The organism is Rothia sp. CCM 9416 (assembly GCF_048513535.1).
Taxonomy (GTDB): domain Bacteria; phylum Actinomycetota; class Actinomycetes; order Actinomycetales; family Micrococcaceae; genus Rothia.
In genome coordinates this window covers 1-16,629 of record NZ_JBLXXR010000013.1, presented here as the reverse complement: position 1 = coordinate 16,629, position 16,629 = coordinate 1, and the positions used below count along the sequence as shown (strand labels likewise).

At 58.7% G+C, this 16,629-nt stretch carries 18 protein-coding genes; 6 read left to right on the top strand and 12 right to left on the bottom strand.

Annotated elements, in window-relative coordinates; all coding sequences use genetic code 11:
* Positions 1 to 50: 50 nt before the first annotated feature.
* Complete coding sequence (locus ACN080_RS06570; protein ID WP_419113343.1) at positions 51 to 407, bottom strand: DUF2218 domain-containing protein; 357 nt, start codon at positions 405 to 407, stop codon at positions 51 to 53.
* Between the two features lie 236 nt (positions 408 to 643).
* Here ACN080_RS06570 and ACN080_RS06565 point away from each other — a divergent pair, with 236 nt between their 5' ends.
* Both ACN080_RS06565 and ACN080_RS06560 read left to right on the top strand, forming a co-directional pair.
* Positions 644 to 2,113, top strand: a complete 1,470-nt coding sequence (locus tag ACN080_RS06565; protein WP_419113342.1) for an NCS2 family permease — start codon at positions 644 to 646, stop codon at positions 2,111 to 2,113.
* A 99-nt stretch (positions 2,114 to 2,212) separates the two neighbouring features.
* Positions 2,213 to 2,635, top strand: coding sequence for a YchJ family protein (locus tag ACN080_RS06560; RefSeq protein WP_419104102.1), 423 nt, complete (start codon positions 2,213 to 2,215; stop codon positions 2,633 to 2,635).
* A gap of 52 nt (positions 2,636 to 2,687) precedes the next feature.
* On the opposite strand, the gene ACN080_RS06555 is transcribed toward ACN080_RS06560, so the two are convergent.
* The 3 genes from ACN080_RS06555 to ACN080_RS06545 all read right to left on the bottom strand — a co-directional run bounded on the left by ACN080_RS06555 (position 2,688) and on the right by ACN080_RS06545 (position 4,319).
* Positions 2,688 to 2,993 (bottom strand): winged helix-turn-helix domain-containing protein, encoded by a 306-nt coding sequence (locus ACN080_RS06555; protein ID WP_419110999.1) that lies wholly within the window; start codon positions 2,991 to 2,993, stop codon positions 2,688 to 2,690.
* 27 nt (positions 2,994 to 3,020) lie between these two features.
* Positions 3,021 to 3,218: an RNA-binding domain-containing protein gene (locus ACN080_RS06550; RefSeq protein WP_419113370.1), complete on the bottom strand. Its 198-nt coding sequence runs from the start codon at positions 3,216 to 3,218 to the stop codon at positions 3,021 to 3,023.
* 189 nt (positions 3,219 to 3,407) lie between these two features.
* Positions 3,408 to 4,319, bottom strand: a complete 912-nt coding sequence (locus ACN080_RS06545) for a spermidine synthase (RefSeq protein ID WP_419113341.1) — start codon at positions 4,317 to 4,319, stop codon at positions 3,408 to 3,410.
* Positions 4,320 to 4,406: 87 nt separating this feature from the next.
* On the opposite strand from ACN080_RS06545, the gene ACN080_RS06540 reads away from it, so the two are divergent.
* Positions 4,407 to 5,024 carry a GNAT family N-acetyltransferase gene (locus ACN080_RS06540; protein WP_419113340.1) on the top strand — a complete coding sequence of 206 codons (618 nt, stop codon included), beginning with the start codon at positions 4,407 to 4,409 and terminating at the stop codon, positions 5,022 to 5,024.
* Between the two features lie 22 nt (positions 5,025 to 5,046).
* On the opposite strand, the gene ACN080_RS06535 is transcribed toward ACN080_RS06540, so the two are convergent.
* On the bottom strand, positions 5,047 to 6,840 hold the full coding sequence (locus ACN080_RS06535; RefSeq protein ID WP_419098928.1) for a WXG100 family type VII secretion target: 1,794 nt from the start codon (positions 6,838 to 6,840) through the stop codon (positions 5,047 to 5,049).
* 4 nt (positions 6,841 to 6,844) lie between these two features.
* Complete coding sequence (locus ACN080_RS06530; RefSeq protein WP_419104098.1) at positions 6,845 to 7,387, bottom strand: hypothetical protein; 543 nt, start codon at positions 7,385 to 7,387, stop codon at positions 6,845 to 6,847.
* Positions 7,388 to 7,652: 265 nt separating this feature from the next.
* Between ACN080_RS06530 and purB the strand changes: the two genes are divergently transcribed.
* Both purB and ACN080_RS06520 read left to right on the top strand, forming a co-directional pair.
* Positions 7,653 to 9,086: an adenylosuccinate lyase gene (gene purB / locus ACN080_RS06525; protein ID WP_419113339.1), complete on the top strand. Its 1,434-nt coding sequence runs from the start codon at positions 7,653 to 7,655 to the stop codon at positions 9,084 to 9,086.
* Positions 9,087 to 9,110: 24 nt separating this feature from the next.
* On the top strand, positions 9,111 to 9,974 hold the full coding sequence (locus ACN080_RS06520) for a hypothetical protein (protein ID WP_419113338.1): 864 nt from the start codon (positions 9,111 to 9,113) through the stop codon (positions 9,972 to 9,974).
* Between the two features lie 77 nt (positions 9,975 to 10,051).
* Here the strand turns inward: ACN080_RS06520 and ACN080_RS06515 are convergent, their stop codons facing one another.
* From ACN080_RS06515 to ACN080_RS06490, 6 genes are all read right to left on the bottom strand, one after another.
* Positions 10,052 to 10,855: a di- and tripeptidase gene (locus ACN080_RS06515; RefSeq protein ID WP_419098924.1), complete on the bottom strand. Its 804-nt coding sequence runs from the start codon at positions 10,853 to 10,855 to the stop codon at positions 10,052 to 10,054.
* 83 nt (positions 10,856 to 10,938) lie between these two features.
* Positions 10,939 to 11,736, bottom strand: coding sequence for a spermidine synthase (locus ACN080_RS06510; protein ID WP_419113337.1), 798 nt, complete (start codon positions 11,734 to 11,736; stop codon positions 10,939 to 10,941).
* A gap of 67 nt (positions 11,737 to 11,803) precedes the next feature.
* A complete protein-coding gene (locus ACN080_RS06505) occupies positions 11,804 to 12,730 on the bottom strand; it encodes a cation diffusion facilitator family transporter (RefSeq protein WP_419098920.1) in 927 nt (308 codons plus the stop codon).
* Positions 12,731 to 12,740: 10 nt separating this feature from the next.
* Complete coding sequence (locus tag ACN080_RS06500; protein WP_419113336.1) at positions 12,741 to 13,058, bottom strand: acylphosphatase; 318 nt, start codon at positions 13,056 to 13,058, stop codon at positions 12,741 to 12,743.
* 160 nt (positions 13,059 to 13,218) lie between these two features.
* Positions 13,219 to 14,034, bottom strand: a complete 816-nt coding sequence (locus tag ACN080_RS06495) for a nitrilase-related carbon-nitrogen hydrolase (protein ID WP_419113335.1) — start codon at positions 14,032 to 14,034, stop codon at positions 13,219 to 13,221.
* Positions 14,035 to 14,074: 40 nt separating this feature from the next.
* The gene (locus ACN080_RS06490) at positions 14,075 to 14,788 is read right to left on the bottom strand and encodes a DsbA family protein (protein ID WP_419113334.1); all 714 of its coding nucleotides are present in this window, start codon (positions 14,786 to 14,788) and stop codon (positions 14,075 to 14,077) included.
* A gap of 248 nt (positions 14,789 to 15,036) precedes the next feature.
* Between ACN080_RS06490 and pta the strand changes: the two genes are divergently transcribed.
* A partial coding sequence (gene pta / locus ACN080_RS06485) for a phosphate acetyltransferase (protein ID WP_419113333.1) occupies positions 15,037 to 16,629 on the top strand: 1,593 nt, incomplete at its 3' end.

Genomic DNA, 16,629 nt, shown 5'->3' with positions numbered 1-16,629 from the left:
CAAAGGCGATAGCGGGCAAAGCCCCACAGTGAAACCCCTGAACCTATCTGTCAGCGGAGGCTCTCAGGGGTAAAACTGACCGCCAGCCCCTCACGCTCACCGAACCGCTCCAGGTGGCGACCTAAAACGCCTTCAAGACCTTCGCACTTCTCGGGAGTCCCAGCGTACACCTTAAGAACCAGGCAACCCTGCTCCTGCCCCGATCCCACGAGAAGATCACCATACCCCCTGAAGTTCCCGTCACGATTAAAAGTTAGGCGGTAGCCCCCCTCAATCTGCTCTACCGGAATTTTATGCCCCATGTGCGAAGCGAGTTGCTTGGCATACCGAGCCGGGCGCTCCGTAGTCACAACTGCGCGCGAACGAACAGATAAACTCTCAAGAGCTGGGTAAGCGGAATCAGTCATGGGTAAACCTTTCATGGTAGTTAGGCACACCTTATCTTATAGGGCATCCGTAAAAAGCACTATGGCACAGGCATCTCCCTCCCCCTCCGCAAGATTAAAACCAGCCCCGGATACCTCAGAAAGTGTAAAAGGCGTAGACTAGACAGGTACATTAGAGCGCTACCACAGTCTCCGATACGGTGGCGCTCTCTCATTTCTGGGCACACACCCACACGAGTATCTACGGATTTTCACGAATGTCTTCTGAGAACACCGCGGCTCAAAAACCCGCAACCACCAGCGCTATCGACAGCTTCTTCAAAATCACCGAACGTGGCTCAACCCTAGCCACCGAACTCCGAGGCGGCCTGGCCACCTTCTTTGCCATGGCCTACATCGTAGTCCTCAACCCTCTCATCCTGGGGCTAGCCCCGGACGGCGCAGGCAACACCCTCGGCGTTGAACGAGTTGCCGCCGCAACCGCGCTTATCGCGGGTATCCTCACCATCGTCATGGGTCTGTGGGCCAAACAGCCCTTCGCCATGGCAGCCGGCCTGGGCGTCAACGCCCTACTCGCATCAACCATTGCCACCACCCCCAACCTCACCTGGCCCCAAATCATGGGCCTGGTCGTCTGGGCAGGTATCGTCATGGCAATCCTAGTTCTTACCGGCTTCCGCCGCGCAGTCTTTGACGCCGTACCCGAATCTCTTAAAACCGCAATCGTTGTAGGTATCGGCCTCTTCATCTCCCTCATTGGCCTGGTCAACGCCGGCATTGTACGCCGCATGCCCGACGCCGCAGGTACCACCGTCCCCGTCTCCTTCGGTGCTGACGGCCACCTCAACGGCTGGCCTACCCTGGTCTTCCTCTTTGGGCTCTTCCTAACTATTGCCCTCTTCATTCGCAACGTGCGCGGCGCAATTCTCATCGGTGTAGTTGCCTCAACCATCCTGGCCATCATCCTAGAAAAAGTAGCGCCCTCTGGCTCATCCCTTGACTCAGCAACCGGCTGGTCACTCATGATCCCTGGCATTCCTACCCAGTGGGTAGGCCACCCCGACCTCTCCCTCATTGGCTCAGTGGACATGGTCGGAGCTTTCTCCGCAAGCTCCCTAGGAACCCTGGGCGCCACCATGCTCATGTTCGCCATCCTGCTCGCCGTTTTCTTCGATGTCATGGGAACCTCGGTAGGCCTGGCTACTGAAGCCGGCACCATAGATAAAGACGGCAAGATTGAGAACATCGACCGGGTGCTCCTCATAGACGCGGCAGGCTCCGTACTCGGTGGTGGCTCATCGAGCTCCGCACACCAAATCTTTGTGGAGTCCGCAACCGGCATCGGCGAAGGTGCCCGTACAGGCTTTGCCAACATGGTCACCGGCGCGCTCTTCCTGCTGGCTGTCTTCATCTCACCGCTGGTATCTATTGTTCCTTTCGAAGCAGTAGCACCCGCGCTGGTTGTCGTCGGCTTCCTCATGGTCCGCCAGGCCATCCACATTGATTGGACCGACTGGGGCCTGGGTATCCCAGCCTTCCTGACCATCATCATGATGCCTTTCACCTACTCCATTGCCGACGGTATCGGTGCAGGCTTCGTCGCCTTCACCTTCATCCGCCTGGTCCAGGGCCGCGGTAAAGATGTACACCCCATTATGTACATCGTCTCGGCAGCCTTCCTGGTCTTTTTCGGTATGGGCATCATTGAAGGTTGGATGCACAGCTAAGCCCGCAAGAACCCCTATAGTTCTAAGCCCCGCCCCCTCTTTGCGTCACCCCCAATACAGAGCGGGCGGGGTTTCTTATTCCCTGTTTTAATTGAGGGCATGATTGATTCCACAACACGTTGCCCCTGCGGGACCGGCGAAACCTATGGCTCCTGCTGCCAGCGCTACCACCGGCAATTCGCTCAGACCGGTGCCCTCACCGCCCCCACCCCTGAGGCTCTCATGCGCTCCCGCTTCACTGCTTTTGCCCTCAACCTGCCTGACTATCTACTGGCAACCTGGCACCCCACTACCAGGCCACACTCTCTAGAGCTTGATGAGAGCCTGCGGTGGTACCGGCTCGATATCCTGAAAGCCACCGGCGGGCCCTTCGACCCCCAGGGAACCGTACACTTTGCCGCCTACTACCGGTCAGCACCGGGTACACCCAAAAGTCAGAAGGTGGGCGGGCTACAGACCGAAGTTTCCCAATTCACCAGAGAAAAGGGGGTCTGGTACTACCTTGACGGCGCTGTCGAGTAGCCCACGAAAAAAGCACCTATCAGGGGCTCAACAAGCAGGATTTCTGCAAGAACTAACCAATCATGCTCTTTAAGGCATACACAGTGGAATGGCTACCCTGACTACCCACCATCACCATATCCCCGCGCTTCAACAGGGGACGTAAAGCATAGCGCACCTGAGCAAGGCTTAAGCCCAGGCGCTCTGCCAATTCTGGTGCTGAAAGCTCACCGCCCCGGCCTAGGGCATCAACAATATATGGGGAATTCTTGCTCAGCCTTACCGGCGATTCAGCTACCGCAGACACTACAGGAGCAAGCTTCGCAGATTCAGGAGCAACCTGGGCTAGCGGCTCAGCCCGGTCAAACCAAAGAATCACCTTAAACTTAACCCCGCTGTTAATAAGCTAAGGAGTGGGGGTAGCCTCATTCCGAGCGAGGGAGGCAATGCCCGCCTCTACCGTGGCATCCGCTCCAACCGCGGTAAACCCGCTCTTCTCATCGACACCCAGGATCAGGGTCCCGCCATCGGGCATATTAGCAAAAGCGGAGAGTGTTTGCCCTAGATTCTGCGGTAAACCCTCCCGGACGGCCTTGACCTCAATCTCAGTGCTATCAAAGCCTCGTTCCCGAAGTAGGGCAAGGGTTTCTTCAAGTCTCTGGGCATTCTATTCCATAAGTCAATGATTCTCAGTGAGGTAGATTTTTATCAGTGATACCCTCAGTGTTAAGAGTGAGGACTTGCCCCAAGAGCCACTAGCACAAGACTATTGCTCCAGGGGAAGAATTTGACGTTACCCGCGTAGCTCTCGATCTAGTTGGACCGTATCCAGGTTCGGGGCGCCATCCCGCCGGGGCTGGGCAGAGCGAGCAAAGTCTCGGACCCAAGCATCGTCCTTGTACTGGGCGGGGACACCGCCACCCAGCAGGCGTTTGCTAATAGCGGCCGTTACCAGCTCCCCCTCCACGGGGAGGGGCGAATTAGAACCGGCGATAATCACGTTGCCGCGGCGACGGCCCTTAAGCATGGCCGGGTCAGCCACAATACAGGTGTGCTCAAATACCCGGGCGATAGCAGCAGCCTCGGCCCGTGCACCGTTGAGGTTACGGTCATCGCCGCAGTTGATGATGTACAGCCCACCGGGCGCTAGAGAGCGAGCGCCTAGCTGGGTGAATTCAAGGGTGGTTAGCGGCTCAGGAGTGATATAGCCCGAAAAAACGTCACGGATGATGATGTCCCGTGACTGGGGAGCGAACCCCTCGGTGACCTGACGGGCTTCACCCACGCGAATCTTAACCAGGGGTGCCTTGGGCAGTTCAAACCACTCACGCACGTACTCGGCTAACTTGCCGTCAAGTTCCACCACGGTGTTACGCGACTGCGGGTAGATATCGGCCAGGTAGCGGGCCATTGAGCAGGCGCCGCCGCCCAGGTGGGTAATTCGGAGCTTGGCGGGATCGCAGTGAGCATCCACGAAAGGCTCAATGACAGCCGCTAGCCAGCGCATATACTCAAAATCTAGCTCGCGGGGTTTACCCAGCACAATGTGGGAGGACTCCATGCCATTGATTTCTAGCACCCAGCCACCGGGGGTGTAGTCATCCTCAATGAGTTCAGCGATACCGGTATCAATAGGGTATTTACCCTCAACTAGGGCCTCAGGGGCCTCTACCGTCGCCTTAGGTTTTCTTCTTCGTTTAGCCACCCCTCTAGCCTAGTGCTTCTTGGGCCGGGCAGTAGACTGGGTAGGGTGAGAGAGCGGTAACGCCGGTAGAAGAGGAAGGAGGCGGCTGTGGGTTTTGCGGTAAGTGGCAGGTATATCCTCAGCCCGGTGGGCACTGAGGATGGAAGCACCTATGTTGAGTTGCAACTTCAGTGCCTGGCCCAGACCTATAACACCCTGGTAGACCCCGAGTTCGGTGCCCGCCAGAGAACTGCCGCCGAAACCCTGCACCGGGAGTTTGCTGAAAATATTGTAGCCCCCGGTGTACGAGCCTTTTTCGCCTACGAGAACCCCCAGTGGACACCGACTTCCGGCACTTCTTGCACAGTCGGTACCGCTCTTGACTGGGGTAAGCCGGTAGGTTTTGCCCTCTCCCGCCCGGGCCCCCTGCCCTGGGAGTACGAGGTGAACCTGCCCCTAGCGCCGGAAGGCACACGGGAACTTACCCACCTCTACACCCTAGAGTCCGTTCAGGGGACCGGGCTGGGAGCCGCCCTCTTTGATGCGGTACTCTACCCCGACGAGCCGGCCTACCTCTGGTACATCATAGGTAACCAGAAAGCAGTGCGTTTCTACGAGCAACGAGGCTTCGAACCAGAAGGAAGCATCATTGATTGCGGTGGTGCCTGGGGGAAGGCTCGCACAGCCCGCATGGTGCGCGGGTTGAGCATCGAAAGCAGCGACTAAGCACCCCCTCCGCAGAGCTTAGCTACCCGGCAACCAGTTCAAGTTCAGGCTCAAAAATCTGGATGGGGCTCCCCAGCCCGGTAGCCGGAATATCAGGAGCTCCAAGCAAGCCGCCCAGGTTCTCCAGATGGTCTTGCAAGGTGGCCTCATACACCTTGATCTTATGATCCGGAACAGGAACCGGCGGTTTGCTAGCTCCCTCCTTGGGATGGAGTGGCTCAAGGATCGGGTCAAAAATCTCTACACCCCCGATGTTCACCTCCCCCAGACTATGCTCTACAGCTTGAACCAGATCTTCCGTATCTTGATAGAGATCTGCCGGGTTCACGTCTAAACTCACTCCCGTCATGATCTCCGCCGCTCCATGGGCAGCTCCCATGGCACCTATCGCCCTTTGCTCATCCTGGGTGATATCGGGCTTCTGGGTGGTTCCAGAATAGATATCAGCCTTCACCGATACATAGCCAGCAAAGATTTCTTCAAGCTCCGGGGACGGTTGCTGGGCTTCTGGCTCCTTGCTGGCTATCTCCTGGTACTCCTGTGCACCGTGAATACCTCCTGAATCCGGCACAGCCGTGTAGACATGGGACTCATCGGGCTTATAGTCCGGGCGGTCTCCACTCAGCATAGGAACATAATCCTCCCGATGGCGCAGATCAACGTGATGGATGCTATCGCGCACTTTGAGATGGCCAATTGGGCCAGCCTGGGTCACCAGCCCCTTGACCCTGTAACGGGAATTGATGGTGTCGTTATTAGCGAGGGTAGCCGCTGCGGTAGCTCCCTGGCTAAAGCCCATAAAGGATATAGTTGCCCCCTCGGGGACCCCGGCGTCCTCTATAGCTTTCTCCACCAGAGACATGAGGGCCGTATAGTCTTGCGGGGCAAGGTGCGGGTTACTGCTGGATACAGTGCCAACGGTGCCGGGCCAACTATTGACACCCCCCTTATAGAATCCAGCCAGTGTATCCTCTAGGTTACCCCCCAAAAGATTCCCATCTGTCCCAGGAATAGTCACTAGGTACATGGTTTTGCCGGTGGTGGGGTTAACCAGCTTCTCCACCACAATATGGTCCCACTCCCCCTGGTAGCCCTGGCTAGCCATGTAGGTATCGCCTCTCTCCTCGATCTCCTTGACCTGCCCGAAACGGTGTGTAACGTCCTGCGGTGTGATCGGAACGGGCCCCATAAAGGCTGCTGCCTCGGTTTGATCGGTAAAGAGGTCACCGGTCATCTCCCGCTTGGCGCGTAGCCTTCCGGTCATACCCAGTCGATTAACAAAACCGTTAAGTGTAGAAGCCCCTCTCGCTAGGAGTAAATATCCACCGGGGGTCTTCCGGTAAATATCCAAGAGAGGCAACCCAACTTTTGGGGCACTACTGCTAAGAACCAGGCCACCCTTGATCACCCTAATTTTGAGACTGTCAACCGTGTAACCGAAGGCAGAGCCATAGGCTAGCGCTAGAGACTTACCCTGATTGGCAGCAACAGTAAATCCGCCCATAAGAGTTAGGGCAAAGGTCTCGGCTTCCTCGTAGGCCTGAGCCGCTTGGCCTACAGCTCGGGATAAGCGGCGCGTACCCGCAACCAGGGCAGTAAGCCCCGTTGAAGTCACACCCAGAGAAGTGAGTGCCTGCGCCCCGTTGCCGCTAGCGTCCAGAGGGGCCAGCAGGGCAACCTGGGAAGTAATGCCGAGTAGAGCGTTCCCCGTCTGATCGTACCGATCGGCAACACCGTTCAACTGGTCAGAAAGCGGCCCGAGTTCAGACATCTCCACCGAGATGCTTGAGCCAAGCGAAAGAAGTTTCTGGTTCATGGCTTTACCTCCCTACTCCGGCTAAGGCTGTGGACACTTGGGCCAGTAGGGGGTTGTTCATGGCCTGAACCAGCTCCGCGTGTAGGCCAGGAACACCGGCCTTCTGTGCGTAGACCACGAAGTCGTCCAATACGTCCTCGATCACTCCCATGCCACTGAGCGCCAGGTCTAAGGCCGCTCCCGCCGCCTTAACCGCCGTCGCAGCGGCCTCAAGTTCAAGGGCAACCATCTCACCAGAAATCCGGATGTGATGGGCTGTTTGGTCAAGCTCGCCCCACAACCGTTGGCCAGCTAAACATTCAATCTCAAGACCTTTCTGGAAGGCACGACCTGCCGCGGAGGTCCACTGCACCTGCCCCGCTACCCGCGCTGTACCGGTTGCGGTGTGCACATGGACAGCTTCACGGCTCACCTGCTCAGCCAGCGAAGCGGCCCAGTTGCGGACTCGCTGAGCCATATCCAGTGCGCCCGCGCTGGCCTGGGCCGCACCGCTACTGGCCCAGCCTGACCTGCCGGCGGCTTGCGCAATCTCATAGATCGAGGGCATGCCCTACCTCCTCATTTATCGGGGTACCTTTGTGCCTACACCTTAGGGGCCGTAATTCGCACGGTGAGTGGTGGGCAGGTCTGTGGAAGAAAGTCGCCGGGCAGTTCAACCCCACTTCCAGCGGAATTGGTGAAGCAGTGACCACCCATGACACCGCCCTATCCACAGCCTGACCTGTGCGTAGCTCAGCCATATAGCCCCCGGACTGTCTCAAAGCCGCCCCAAAACCGTGCGCGCCGACACGTTCCCATGAGAAACTAGAAATATGTCTCATCGCGAAAACTGCACAACCCTGCCCTCTGGCCGCCACTCACTTACCGGCGCCAATCTAGCCCTCGGTGCTCTGGATGGCCGCTACAAAGCCGCTACCGAACCGCTTGTTGACTACCTCTCGGAGGCCGCCCTCAACCGTGACCGTGTGCACGTAGAAATTGAATGGTTCATCTACCTCTGTGACAAGCAGGTTCTGCCCGGTCTGGAGCCCCTCACCGATGATCAGCGCACCGGTCTGCGCGCTATCGTCACCGAATTCACCGAAGAATCCGCCGCTGAATTGGCCGAAATTGAGGCCGTCACTGTTCACGACGTTAAGGCCGTTGAGTACTTTATCGCTCGCCGCTTAGAACCCTTGGGCCTGGGCCACCTTAAGCCCCTGGTACATTTTGGGTGTACCTCAGAAGACATCAATAACCTCTCCTACGCCCTAGGCATCAAGGACGCGGTCACCAACATTTGGTTGCCCGCCGCCCGCGGCCTGGTGCAAGAGATTATGAAGCTGGCAGAAGAGGCCCGTGAGGTGCCCATGCTCTCGCGTACCCACGGCCAGCCTGCCACCCCCTCCACCCTGGGTAAGGAACTGGCTGTTTTTGCCTACCGCCTGAACCGGCAGATAAAGCAGGTTGAAAATGCTGAGTTTCTGGGCAAAATCAACGGCGCAACCGGCACCTACTCCGCTCACGTCGTCTCTGTTCCGACCGCTAACTGGCAGAAGATTTCTGAAGACTTTGTGACCGGCCTGGGCTTGGACTGGAACCCGCTGACCACCCAGATTGAAAACCACGACTGGCAGGCCGAGCTCTACTCCTTCATGGCCCACTTCAACTCGGTACTGCACAACCTGTGCACCGATGTCTGGAGCTACATTTCGATCGGTTTCTTCCGCCAAATTCCTGTGGCTGGGGCGACCGGTTCATCGACCATGCCCCACAAGGTCAATCCCATTCGTTTTGAGAACGCCGAAGCCAACCTGGAAATCTCCAACGCCCTTTTGAATACCTTGGGTGCGACCCTGGTGCAGTCCCGGTGGCAACGCGACCTGACCGACTCATCTTCACAGCGCAACATTGGTGTGGCTTTTGGACACTCTGTTCTGGCAATTTCTAATGTAGTCAAGGGCCTTGAACGCCTGGATATCGCTACCGATGTCATCGCCCAGGATCTGGATGAGAACTGGGAGGTTCTTGCCGAGGCCATTCAGATGGTCATGCGTGCTGAAGCTATTGCCGGTGTTGAGGGCATGGAGGACCCCTACGAACGCCTCAAGGAGCTGACTCGTGGTCAGCGTGTGGATGCGGCCCGTCTTAAGGAGTTTGTTGCCGGGTTAGGGCTTTCGCCCGAGGCCGAGAAGCGCCTGTCAGAGCTGACCCCGCGCACCTACATTGGCCTAGCGCCTCAGCTACTGGAGCACGCTACCCGCTAAAGCCCTATCACTAAAGTAATAGTTATGACCGAGTCCTCTGAAGCCCAGCAGATACCTCTGGCGGTGCGTCGCCTGCGCAAGCTCTACGCCCGGAACCCGCTGGCAACCCCGGCGGAGCTCATCCAGCACCTAGGCAGCATGTTTGTGCGGGACTTTACCCTGGTGGGGAGCGCCCAGGCAGGTGCCCAGGAGCTGACACCCAACCTGCTCGGAACGGTAACCCGTCACCAGCGGGTGGCCGGGCTGACCCAGGCCGCCGCTCATCTGGGCGCCCTCAAAGAGGGCACTGCCACTTACACCCGGGCGGCAAGCCAGGGGATCCGCACCACCGGGCAGGTGGGTAGTTCCCAGGCCATCAAAACCTACCTGCACGGGGTGGCCCTGATCTATGGCATCCCCGTAGCCAATAGTGATGAGGCCGCACAAGCTGTGCTGGGCACCGATGTTAAAGACTTACTGACCCATATTGAGACTGGCCCAGAGCCTACCGGCAGCAGGCCGAGCCAGATCAATGTGCTGGGTGCGGTAGCCGCCATTGGACTGCGCAACCCTCAAACCCTGCTGCTGGTGACGGCAGGTGAGCAGCTTATTAAGGCTGGCGGGGCGATGCTAGCTAACCAGAGCACCCGCAAAGACTTTGCCCAACAGCTGATCGCCCAAGTAGAGCAAACCCTGGGGCAGGCCCCGGCCCAGTTCAGCCATGAGACTTTAGAACTTATGGGGAGCCAAAACCCCACCGCCCAGCCACCACAGGAGATAGCACCGGTAGAGCAGGTGCGCCCCAGCACCGAGCAGGAGTTAGCAGAGGCTAGCGGGGTTTCTGCGCGCGGTGCCCGGCTTGCGGCTAGGGCCTTTGTGAGAGCTCGTACCGGCTTGCGCAATAAGTAGGTAGAGAAAACCCCGCCACCCTAGCCCCCTAGAGGGCCTGGGCTGGCGGGGTCTAGCCCCCGTGCAGGGAGAGATTCTTACGAATCGAGCTGGGCGGCTTCCTCTGCGCTGGAGCTACCAGCTGCCGGCTCCGACTCCTGCTCTGCAACGAACTTGGGGGCACGGTCCATGTTGAGTGCATCGGGGAAGACAGCAGGTAAGGAACCGAAGGTCTCTTCCACAGCCTTGACAACGTTCTTCCCGAGGGCCAGGTTAGCGCCACCCCCCACAACCGCACCTATGCCAAAGGGTAGGGCCCGGCCCATCAGGGCACCAGACTGGCGGGCCAAGAATCGTTTGAAGAACATATTGCGAATTGTGCGCTCGATACTGAAAATCTTGCCGGAGTCCTTGGAGCCCATCATCATGCCCCACTTGCGGGATGCCCCGCCGGTCTTACCTGTGTGGGCCAGAATCGAATTCATGAGCACTGAGCCATCTTCGCCTAGCATGATAGCCATAACCATGAGGCGGGCCTTTTCGGGGTCATCAACGTGAACGCCGTGCAACTCGGCCATAGCCTGGGCGTAGACGGCGGTGCGCTCCATGTAGCCACCTACGGCTAGGGCAGAGAGGCCCAGGGAGGTAATGGTGCCCAGGCCGGGCACAAAGGCAGTGGCTCCTACAGCTCCACCGCCTACGGTGACATCCCGCAGGTAGGCCTTTTCTAGGCGCTTAGCAATTTGCTGGGGGGTTTCCTGGGGGTGCTTCTGGCGCATTTTTTTGAGCAGGGAAAGGACCAGGGGGCGCTGTGCTTTGAGCACGGTATCGACGGTGCGGGTTACAGCGGGCTTAGGCTGGCCGTTGGAATCAAAGGCACTGGATGCGTTGAAGTTGAACATAGTCTCAGCTTACAGCCTGTCTTCCTAGAAACACAGTCTGCTTACTAAAGCCGGTGTACGCCTAGGGCGTTAAGGCAGTGGACCTACCTGCTTAAGGGGCCTTGCAGTAACTCAATCAGTTCGTCGGTACCCAGGGCGGAGGCCGGGTGCGGACCTGCACCAACCAGGCGCGCGGCAGTCTCCGGGGCGAGCGCATCAGCAGACCCCACCAGAATCAGGTTGCCGGCCTGCTTGCCGGTCAGCATGGCGGTATCAGCCAGGCACCAGAGGTGCTCAAAGACCTCAAGCAGGGTACGGGCCTGGGCGCTAAAGAAAGTCAGCCCGGCGTCATCGCCCACATTGACCACCAGCTTACCCGCCGGGGCGAGCACCTGGCGCAGGTCGGTGTAAAACTCAGGGGTGGTCAGGTGGGCAGGGGCCTCCCAACCAGAAAAAATATCTAGCACCACCAGGTCCACCCCAGCGGGGGTATCAAGCTCCTCTGCCAGCCGGGGTGCGGCGGTCGCGGCGTCCTCGATCAGCACCCGACAGTCGGTGCCCTCCGGTAGGGGCAGCTCTTGCATGACGAAGCTGGGAAGTTCGCGCTCAATGTCCACAGCCAGTTGGCGGGAACCGGGTCGGGTGGCTTGCAGGTAGCGCACCAGGGTCAGGGCACCGGCCCCTAAGTGGGCGGCGGTGATGGGCTGACCGGCTGGGGCTAGCACGTCGGCGAGGTTGCCGATACGGCGCAGGTACTCATAGAAGATATAGCTGGGCCGCCCCAGATCAACGTGGGACTGTTCGGCCCCACCGATTTCTAGGATGTAGCCGGTGTCTGAAAACCCGTCGCGGGCAACAGAGGCCGAAAGCCCCGAGAAGGAAAGCTGGATAGCGCGTGACATGCCCACTAGCTTACAGAGCTAGCGGGCGCACCGCCTACCGGTGAAGAGGTAATAGGCCCGCTAGCCCCTAGTGCAAGTGACGCAGGTCTTCGTCGGCGGAAAAGCCCTGCGGTTCCAGCTGGAAGGTGGAGTGCTCAATAGAGACCTCAAAATGCTCGGCAACACAGGTTTGCAGGTTCTTCAAAATCTGCACCGTGTGCCCGGAGGTAAAGCACTCATCATCCAAGACAATATGGGCGGTGAGCACCGGCAGGTCAGAAGAAATCTGACTGGCGTGCAAATCATGCACCGCCAGAACGTGCTCCTGGCCCAGCAGGTGACTGCGTACCAGCTCCAGGTCAAGGCCCGGCGGGGTACTCTCCAAGAGCACACTCACCGTCTCACGGAAAAGTTTGACGGTGCGCGGAATAATCAGCAGACCAATCAGCAGGGCAACAAGAGCATCGGCCTGATAGAAGCCGGTGCGCCAAATAATCAGGGCAGAGATAATCACCGCCACCGACCCCAGGGCATCGTTAAGCACCTCTAGAAAGGCCGCCCGCATGTTGAAATTAGAGCGGTCCCCGCCCACCAACACCGCAATCATGATGACGTTACCCAGCAGACCCACCAGACCAAAAAAGAGGACCTCGCGGCCCGGAATCTCTTCCGGGTGCATAAAACGCTGGATAGCCTCATAGAGAACAAACAGGCCAACACCCAGCAAGACCGTAGCCTGGAGCATAGCCGAGATAACCTCCACCCGGCGAAAACCCCAGGTGTGCCGGTCCGAGGCAGGGCGCAAAGCCAGGCGGGTGGCCACCAGGGCCACACTCACCCCCAGGGCATCGGTAAAAACGTGGACGGTATCAAAAAGCAGAGCCAGGGAGCCAGTCAGCCAGGCCCCCACCAGCTGGAAGGCAACCAGCGACCAGGCCATAAGCACCACAAGGCGCAGGCGCTTAAGGTTCTGCCCTCCGGCATGCGAATGTTGATGGCTGTGGGAGTGACCCATGTGTGTGCCCCTAATAGATACCGAAATTATCGTAACTGCCAACCGGCTGGGTGATGTCCGCGTCCAGGTGATCTACCCGGCCAGCGGTATCACCCGATTTAAGTTCAGCAAGGAGGCCCTCCACCGCGGCCCGGCTCCCCTGGGCGACAATCTCCACTGAGCCATCATCCAGGTTCTTAGCGTAGCCCACCAGCCCCAGGGGCTTAGCGATACCCGCCGTCCACCAGCGAAAGCCCACACTCTGAACCTTGCCGTAGACAGTGGCCATGAGCTGCACTTCAATCGGACCGGCGGGATCCTTGCTTGAAAAAATATCGAAAAAACCCATAGCTTCCCTTCCTGACGCTACATCTTAAGGATTACTCAAGGGGCGTGTACCCCAGCTCAGCGCTTTACCCACCAACTTCCCTTAGGCGCCAGCCCCGAGCCAGTTGGTGGGTAAAGCACCCAGCGAGATTTAGCCTCAGGAGCACCCTTGGATAAGCCTTCTAATAGCCCAGCTTAGCGTTAGTGAGCACCGGGATAGACTGCCGGGCGTCAGCCACCCGGGACAGGTCCAGGTTAACCACCAGAATCTCCGGTGCCTCACCGGCCTCCACCAGGGTAAGGCCCAGAGGGTCAACTGCACGAGAGTAGCCAACACCGCGCGGCTGGGTAACATCGGCGCGGGCATCAGCGCTTGCAGGGGAGGCCTGATCAACAGCCAGCACAAACTGGGTAGAGTCCAGAGCGCGGGCAGTGGTCAGCACCTGCCACTGGGCCACCTTACCTTCACCGCCCGCCCAGGACGCGGCCACAACAGTTGCCTGGGCACCTGCCCGCGCGTACTCCGTAAAGAGCTTGGGGAAACGAAGGTCATAGCAGGTAGCTAGCCCTATAACCGTGCCATCGACAGTGATAGTTCGCAGACTCTCCCCCGCTTTCACCCCGTCAGATTCCTTAAACCCGAAGGCATCGTAGAGATGAACCTTAGTGTAGATAGTCTCGGTGCCGGTCTGGTCGTAGGCATAAAGGTTGTTATAGACCCTCAAATCCCACTCATCGGATAGTTCCACCGGAGCAAAGCCCCCGGCAACCAGGGTGAGGTAGTGTTCGCGGGCTATCTCAGCCAGAGCAGACCGGAAAGTGAACTCGTGCTGGGCGGCAGCATCGTAGAGACTCCCCCCAAAACACCGCATGGCGGCCTCGGGAAAAACCACTAGCCGCGCCCCACGAGCGGCGGCCAGTGCCGTGTACTCACGAATCGTAGCGATGTTACGTTCAACGTCCTGGGTGCTGAGCATCTGGCAAAGGGCTATCTTCATAGCTCCACTCTAAGCCCATAGACCGGTAGCTTCTAGTTCTTTAGAGACCTGCCTGCTCGGTGAAGGCAGCTACCATATGGTCAGCGCTGGTGGATGAATCAACCTTCTCTACCAGAACCCCGTCTATCACGAAACTGGGGGTACCGTGTACGCCTACCTCATTACCTGCCTCGAATTCGTCCTGAATAAGTTTGAGGCCAGCGGCATCGGGTAGGTCGGCTATAAAACGATCAGTGTTCAGCTTGAGTTCCCGGGCATAGCCGGTAAAAATCTCGGTGAGCTGGGCGATATCCGTAAGACCCTTCCACTCCGTTTGATGTTCAAAGATCTTCCCGCTCATGGCCATATAAGCACCCTGCTTCTCCGCCGCCTGTACCGCCTGAGCAGCCGGAAGAGCGTTTGCGTGCATGGGCAGGGGGAAGTGACGCACAGTAAGGTTCATGGTGCCCGCCAGACGGCGCGCTACCTCACGGTAGGTCGGGTCAGTGCGGGCACAGTAGGGGCACTGTAGGTCGGTGTAGAGGGTAACAGTTGGGGCGCCTTCAAGCACAGTGTTCAGATGGTAGCCAGAATCAGTGCGCTCACCTGTTTCAACCGACTGCTCGCCCGCAGGTGAAGCACTTGGGCTGGTTTCTGAGGCCTGGTTACCGCTTGCGGCCTTACTACTCTGTGCGGTTTTCTGGCCTGTCCCGCAGGCAGTCAGAGCCAGCGTAGCCATAAGGCCCAGGGCCGATCGGCGGGGGAAAACAAGCATAAAGCCTCCTGGCTCAGTAATAATCTTTGCTCTCACTTTAGAGTCCACCACACCCAGGTTTTATGTCACAGACTGTCAGCAAACAATAGCTCCCATGAGATACCACACAAACGCATGCCCTGCCGCCCTTAAACCCCACCCAAAGGAATAAACTCGAAAGTAAAGATAGGTGGCATACAGCCACCGTGCGCACCAGCCCGCCAGGGACCGCGCACCACCCAAAAACGCCACAAGGATGTAGACCAAATATGACCAACGGCATGTATATCTCAGCCATGAACCAGGGCTCCGGAAAGTCCCTCATCGCTATCGGCCTCGTTGACTCCCTCGTCAAAGAAACCGACCGTGTAGGCTTCTTCCGCCCCGTCTTCAGCGGCGAGATCGAAGCGCAAGACCCGCTCATCCGGCTACTGCGCACCAAATACGACCTGACCGAAAACCAGGCACGTGGCGGTGTCTCCCTGGACCGATGCCGCGAACTATTAGCATCCGGGGATCACGAGGAAATGTCCTCCATCGCCGTTTCCATCTACTCCGACATGGCAAAGCACTGCGACGTCATCATCGTCGATGGCACCGACATGCTCGCCCACAACGCCGCAACCGTTGAATTCGACCTTAACGCCCAGTTCGCCAAGGACCTCGGCACCCCGGTTATCGCCGTGGTTGGCGCGCAGGAATCAAGCGTCTCCGACGTCGTCAACGCAGTCGATGTAGCCCGCACCGAACTGCACGCCGCCAAGGTCGACATCCTGGCCGTCATGGTCAACCGCGCCCGCCCCGAACTGCGCGAAGAAATCCTCAAGAACGTCAAGCGCGGCCCCTCCCAGCGCCCCGTCTACGTGCTCCCCGAACTACCCGAAATCGCCCTGCCCACCGTGGCAGAAGTTGCCGGTAGCCTCAACCTAGAGCACGACGGCATGAGCCAAGACTTCCTGGACCGCGACATCCACGACATCAAAATCGCGGCCATGACCGTCTCCAACTTCCTCTCCCAGTTCACCGACGGAGACTTCGTTATTGTCCCCGGCGACCGCTCAGACATCATGGTCGCAACCCTAGCCTCCGCCCTCTCCCCTACCTTCCCGGCCCCCTCAGGTATGCTCCTGACCGGCGGCCTGGCCGGTGAACTCAAGGGCGACACCGCCATCGGCCAGCTGGTTGAAAAGGCCCCCTTCCCGGTCTTCTCCACCCAGCTCGATACCTTCAAGGCAGGCCGGGCCGTCTCACGTATTCGCGGCCAGCTAGCCCTAGGCCAGCCCCGTAAAATTGCTACCGCCCTGGGTGAATGGTTCCGCAACGTAGACGAAAAAGAACTCTTTGAGCGTCTCAACCTGGAACGCCCCGCCACCATGACCCCCCTGCGCTTCTTGCACAACCTGATCGAGAAGGCCCGCAGCGACCGCCGCTCTATTGTGCTGCCCGAAGGCTACGACCCCCGTATCCTGCGCGCCGCCTCCATCATCGTGCGCCGTGACTTCTGCGACCTGGTTCTGATTGGCAACCCCGCCAAGATTGCCGAAATCTGCCAGCGTGAATCCATCGACCTGCCTCTGGCAGAAGAGGGCAAGCGCGGTGTTACCATCATCGACCTGGACGAGAACCCCTACACCGATGACTTCGCCGCCACCTACGCCGAACTGCGCGCCCACAAGGGTATGACCCTGGAAGGCGCCCAGAACCGCATGATGGACCCCTCCTACTTCGGCACCATGCTGGTCTACAAGGGCATCGTGGACGGCATGGTCTCCGGCGCGGTTAACACCACCGCCAACACCATCCGCCCCTCCCTGGAGTTCATCAAGACCCGCGACGGTGTCAAGGTTGTCTCCTCGGTCTTC

Bases quoted from the DNA above. Each gene is read 5' to 3' on its own strand.
- ACN080_RS06570 (WP_419113343.1), bottom strand. From the start codon at position 407: ATGACTGATTCCGCTTACCCAGCTCTTGAGAGTTTATCTGTTCGTTCG.
- ACN080_RS06565 (WP_419113342.1), top strand. From the start codon at position 644: ATGTCTTCTGAGAACACCGCGGCTCAAAAACCCGCAACCACCAGCGCT.
- ACN080_RS06560 (WP_419104102.1), top strand. From the start codon at position 2,213: ATGATTGATTCCACAACACGTTGCCCCTGCGGGACCGGCGAAACCTAT.
- ACN080_RS06535 (WP_419098928.1), bottom strand. From the start codon at position 6,840: ATGAACCAGAAACTTCTTTCGCTTGGCTCAAGCATCTCGGTGGAGATG.
- ACN080_RS06530 (WP_419104098.1), bottom strand. From the start codon at position 7,387: ATGCCCTCGATCTATGAGATTGCGCAAGCCGCCGGCAGGTCAGGCTGG.
- purB (WP_419113339.1), top strand. From the start codon at position 7,653: ATGTCTCATCGCGAAAACTGCACAACCCTGCCCTCTGGCCGCCACTCA.
- ACN080_RS06520 (WP_419113338.1), top strand. From the start codon at position 9,111: ATGACCGAGTCCTCTGAAGCCCAGCAGATACCTCTGGCGGTGCGTCGC.
- ACN080_RS06515 (WP_419098924.1), bottom strand. From the start codon at position 10,855: ATGTTCAACTTCAACGCATCCAGTGCCTTTGATTCCAACGGCCAGCCT.
- ACN080_RS06510 (WP_419113337.1), bottom strand. From the start codon at position 11,736: ATGTCACGCGCTATCCAGCTTTCCTTCTCGGGGCTTTCGGCCTCTGTT.
- ACN080_RS06505 (WP_419098920.1), bottom strand. From the start codon at position 12,730: ATGGGTCACTCCCACAGCCATCAACATTCGCATGCCGGAGGGCAGAAC.
- ACN080_RS06500 (WP_419113336.1), bottom strand. From the start codon at position 13,058: ATGGGTTTTTTCGATATTTTTTCAAGCAAGGATCCCGCCGGTCCGATT.
- ACN080_RS06495 (WP_419113335.1), bottom strand. From the start codon at position 14,034: ATGAAGATAGCCCTTTGCCAGATGCTCAGCACCCAGGACGTTGAACGT.
- ACN080_RS06490 (WP_419113334.1), bottom strand. From the start codon at position 14,788: ATGCTTGTTTTCCCCCGCCGATCGGCCCTGGGCCTTATGGCTACGCTG.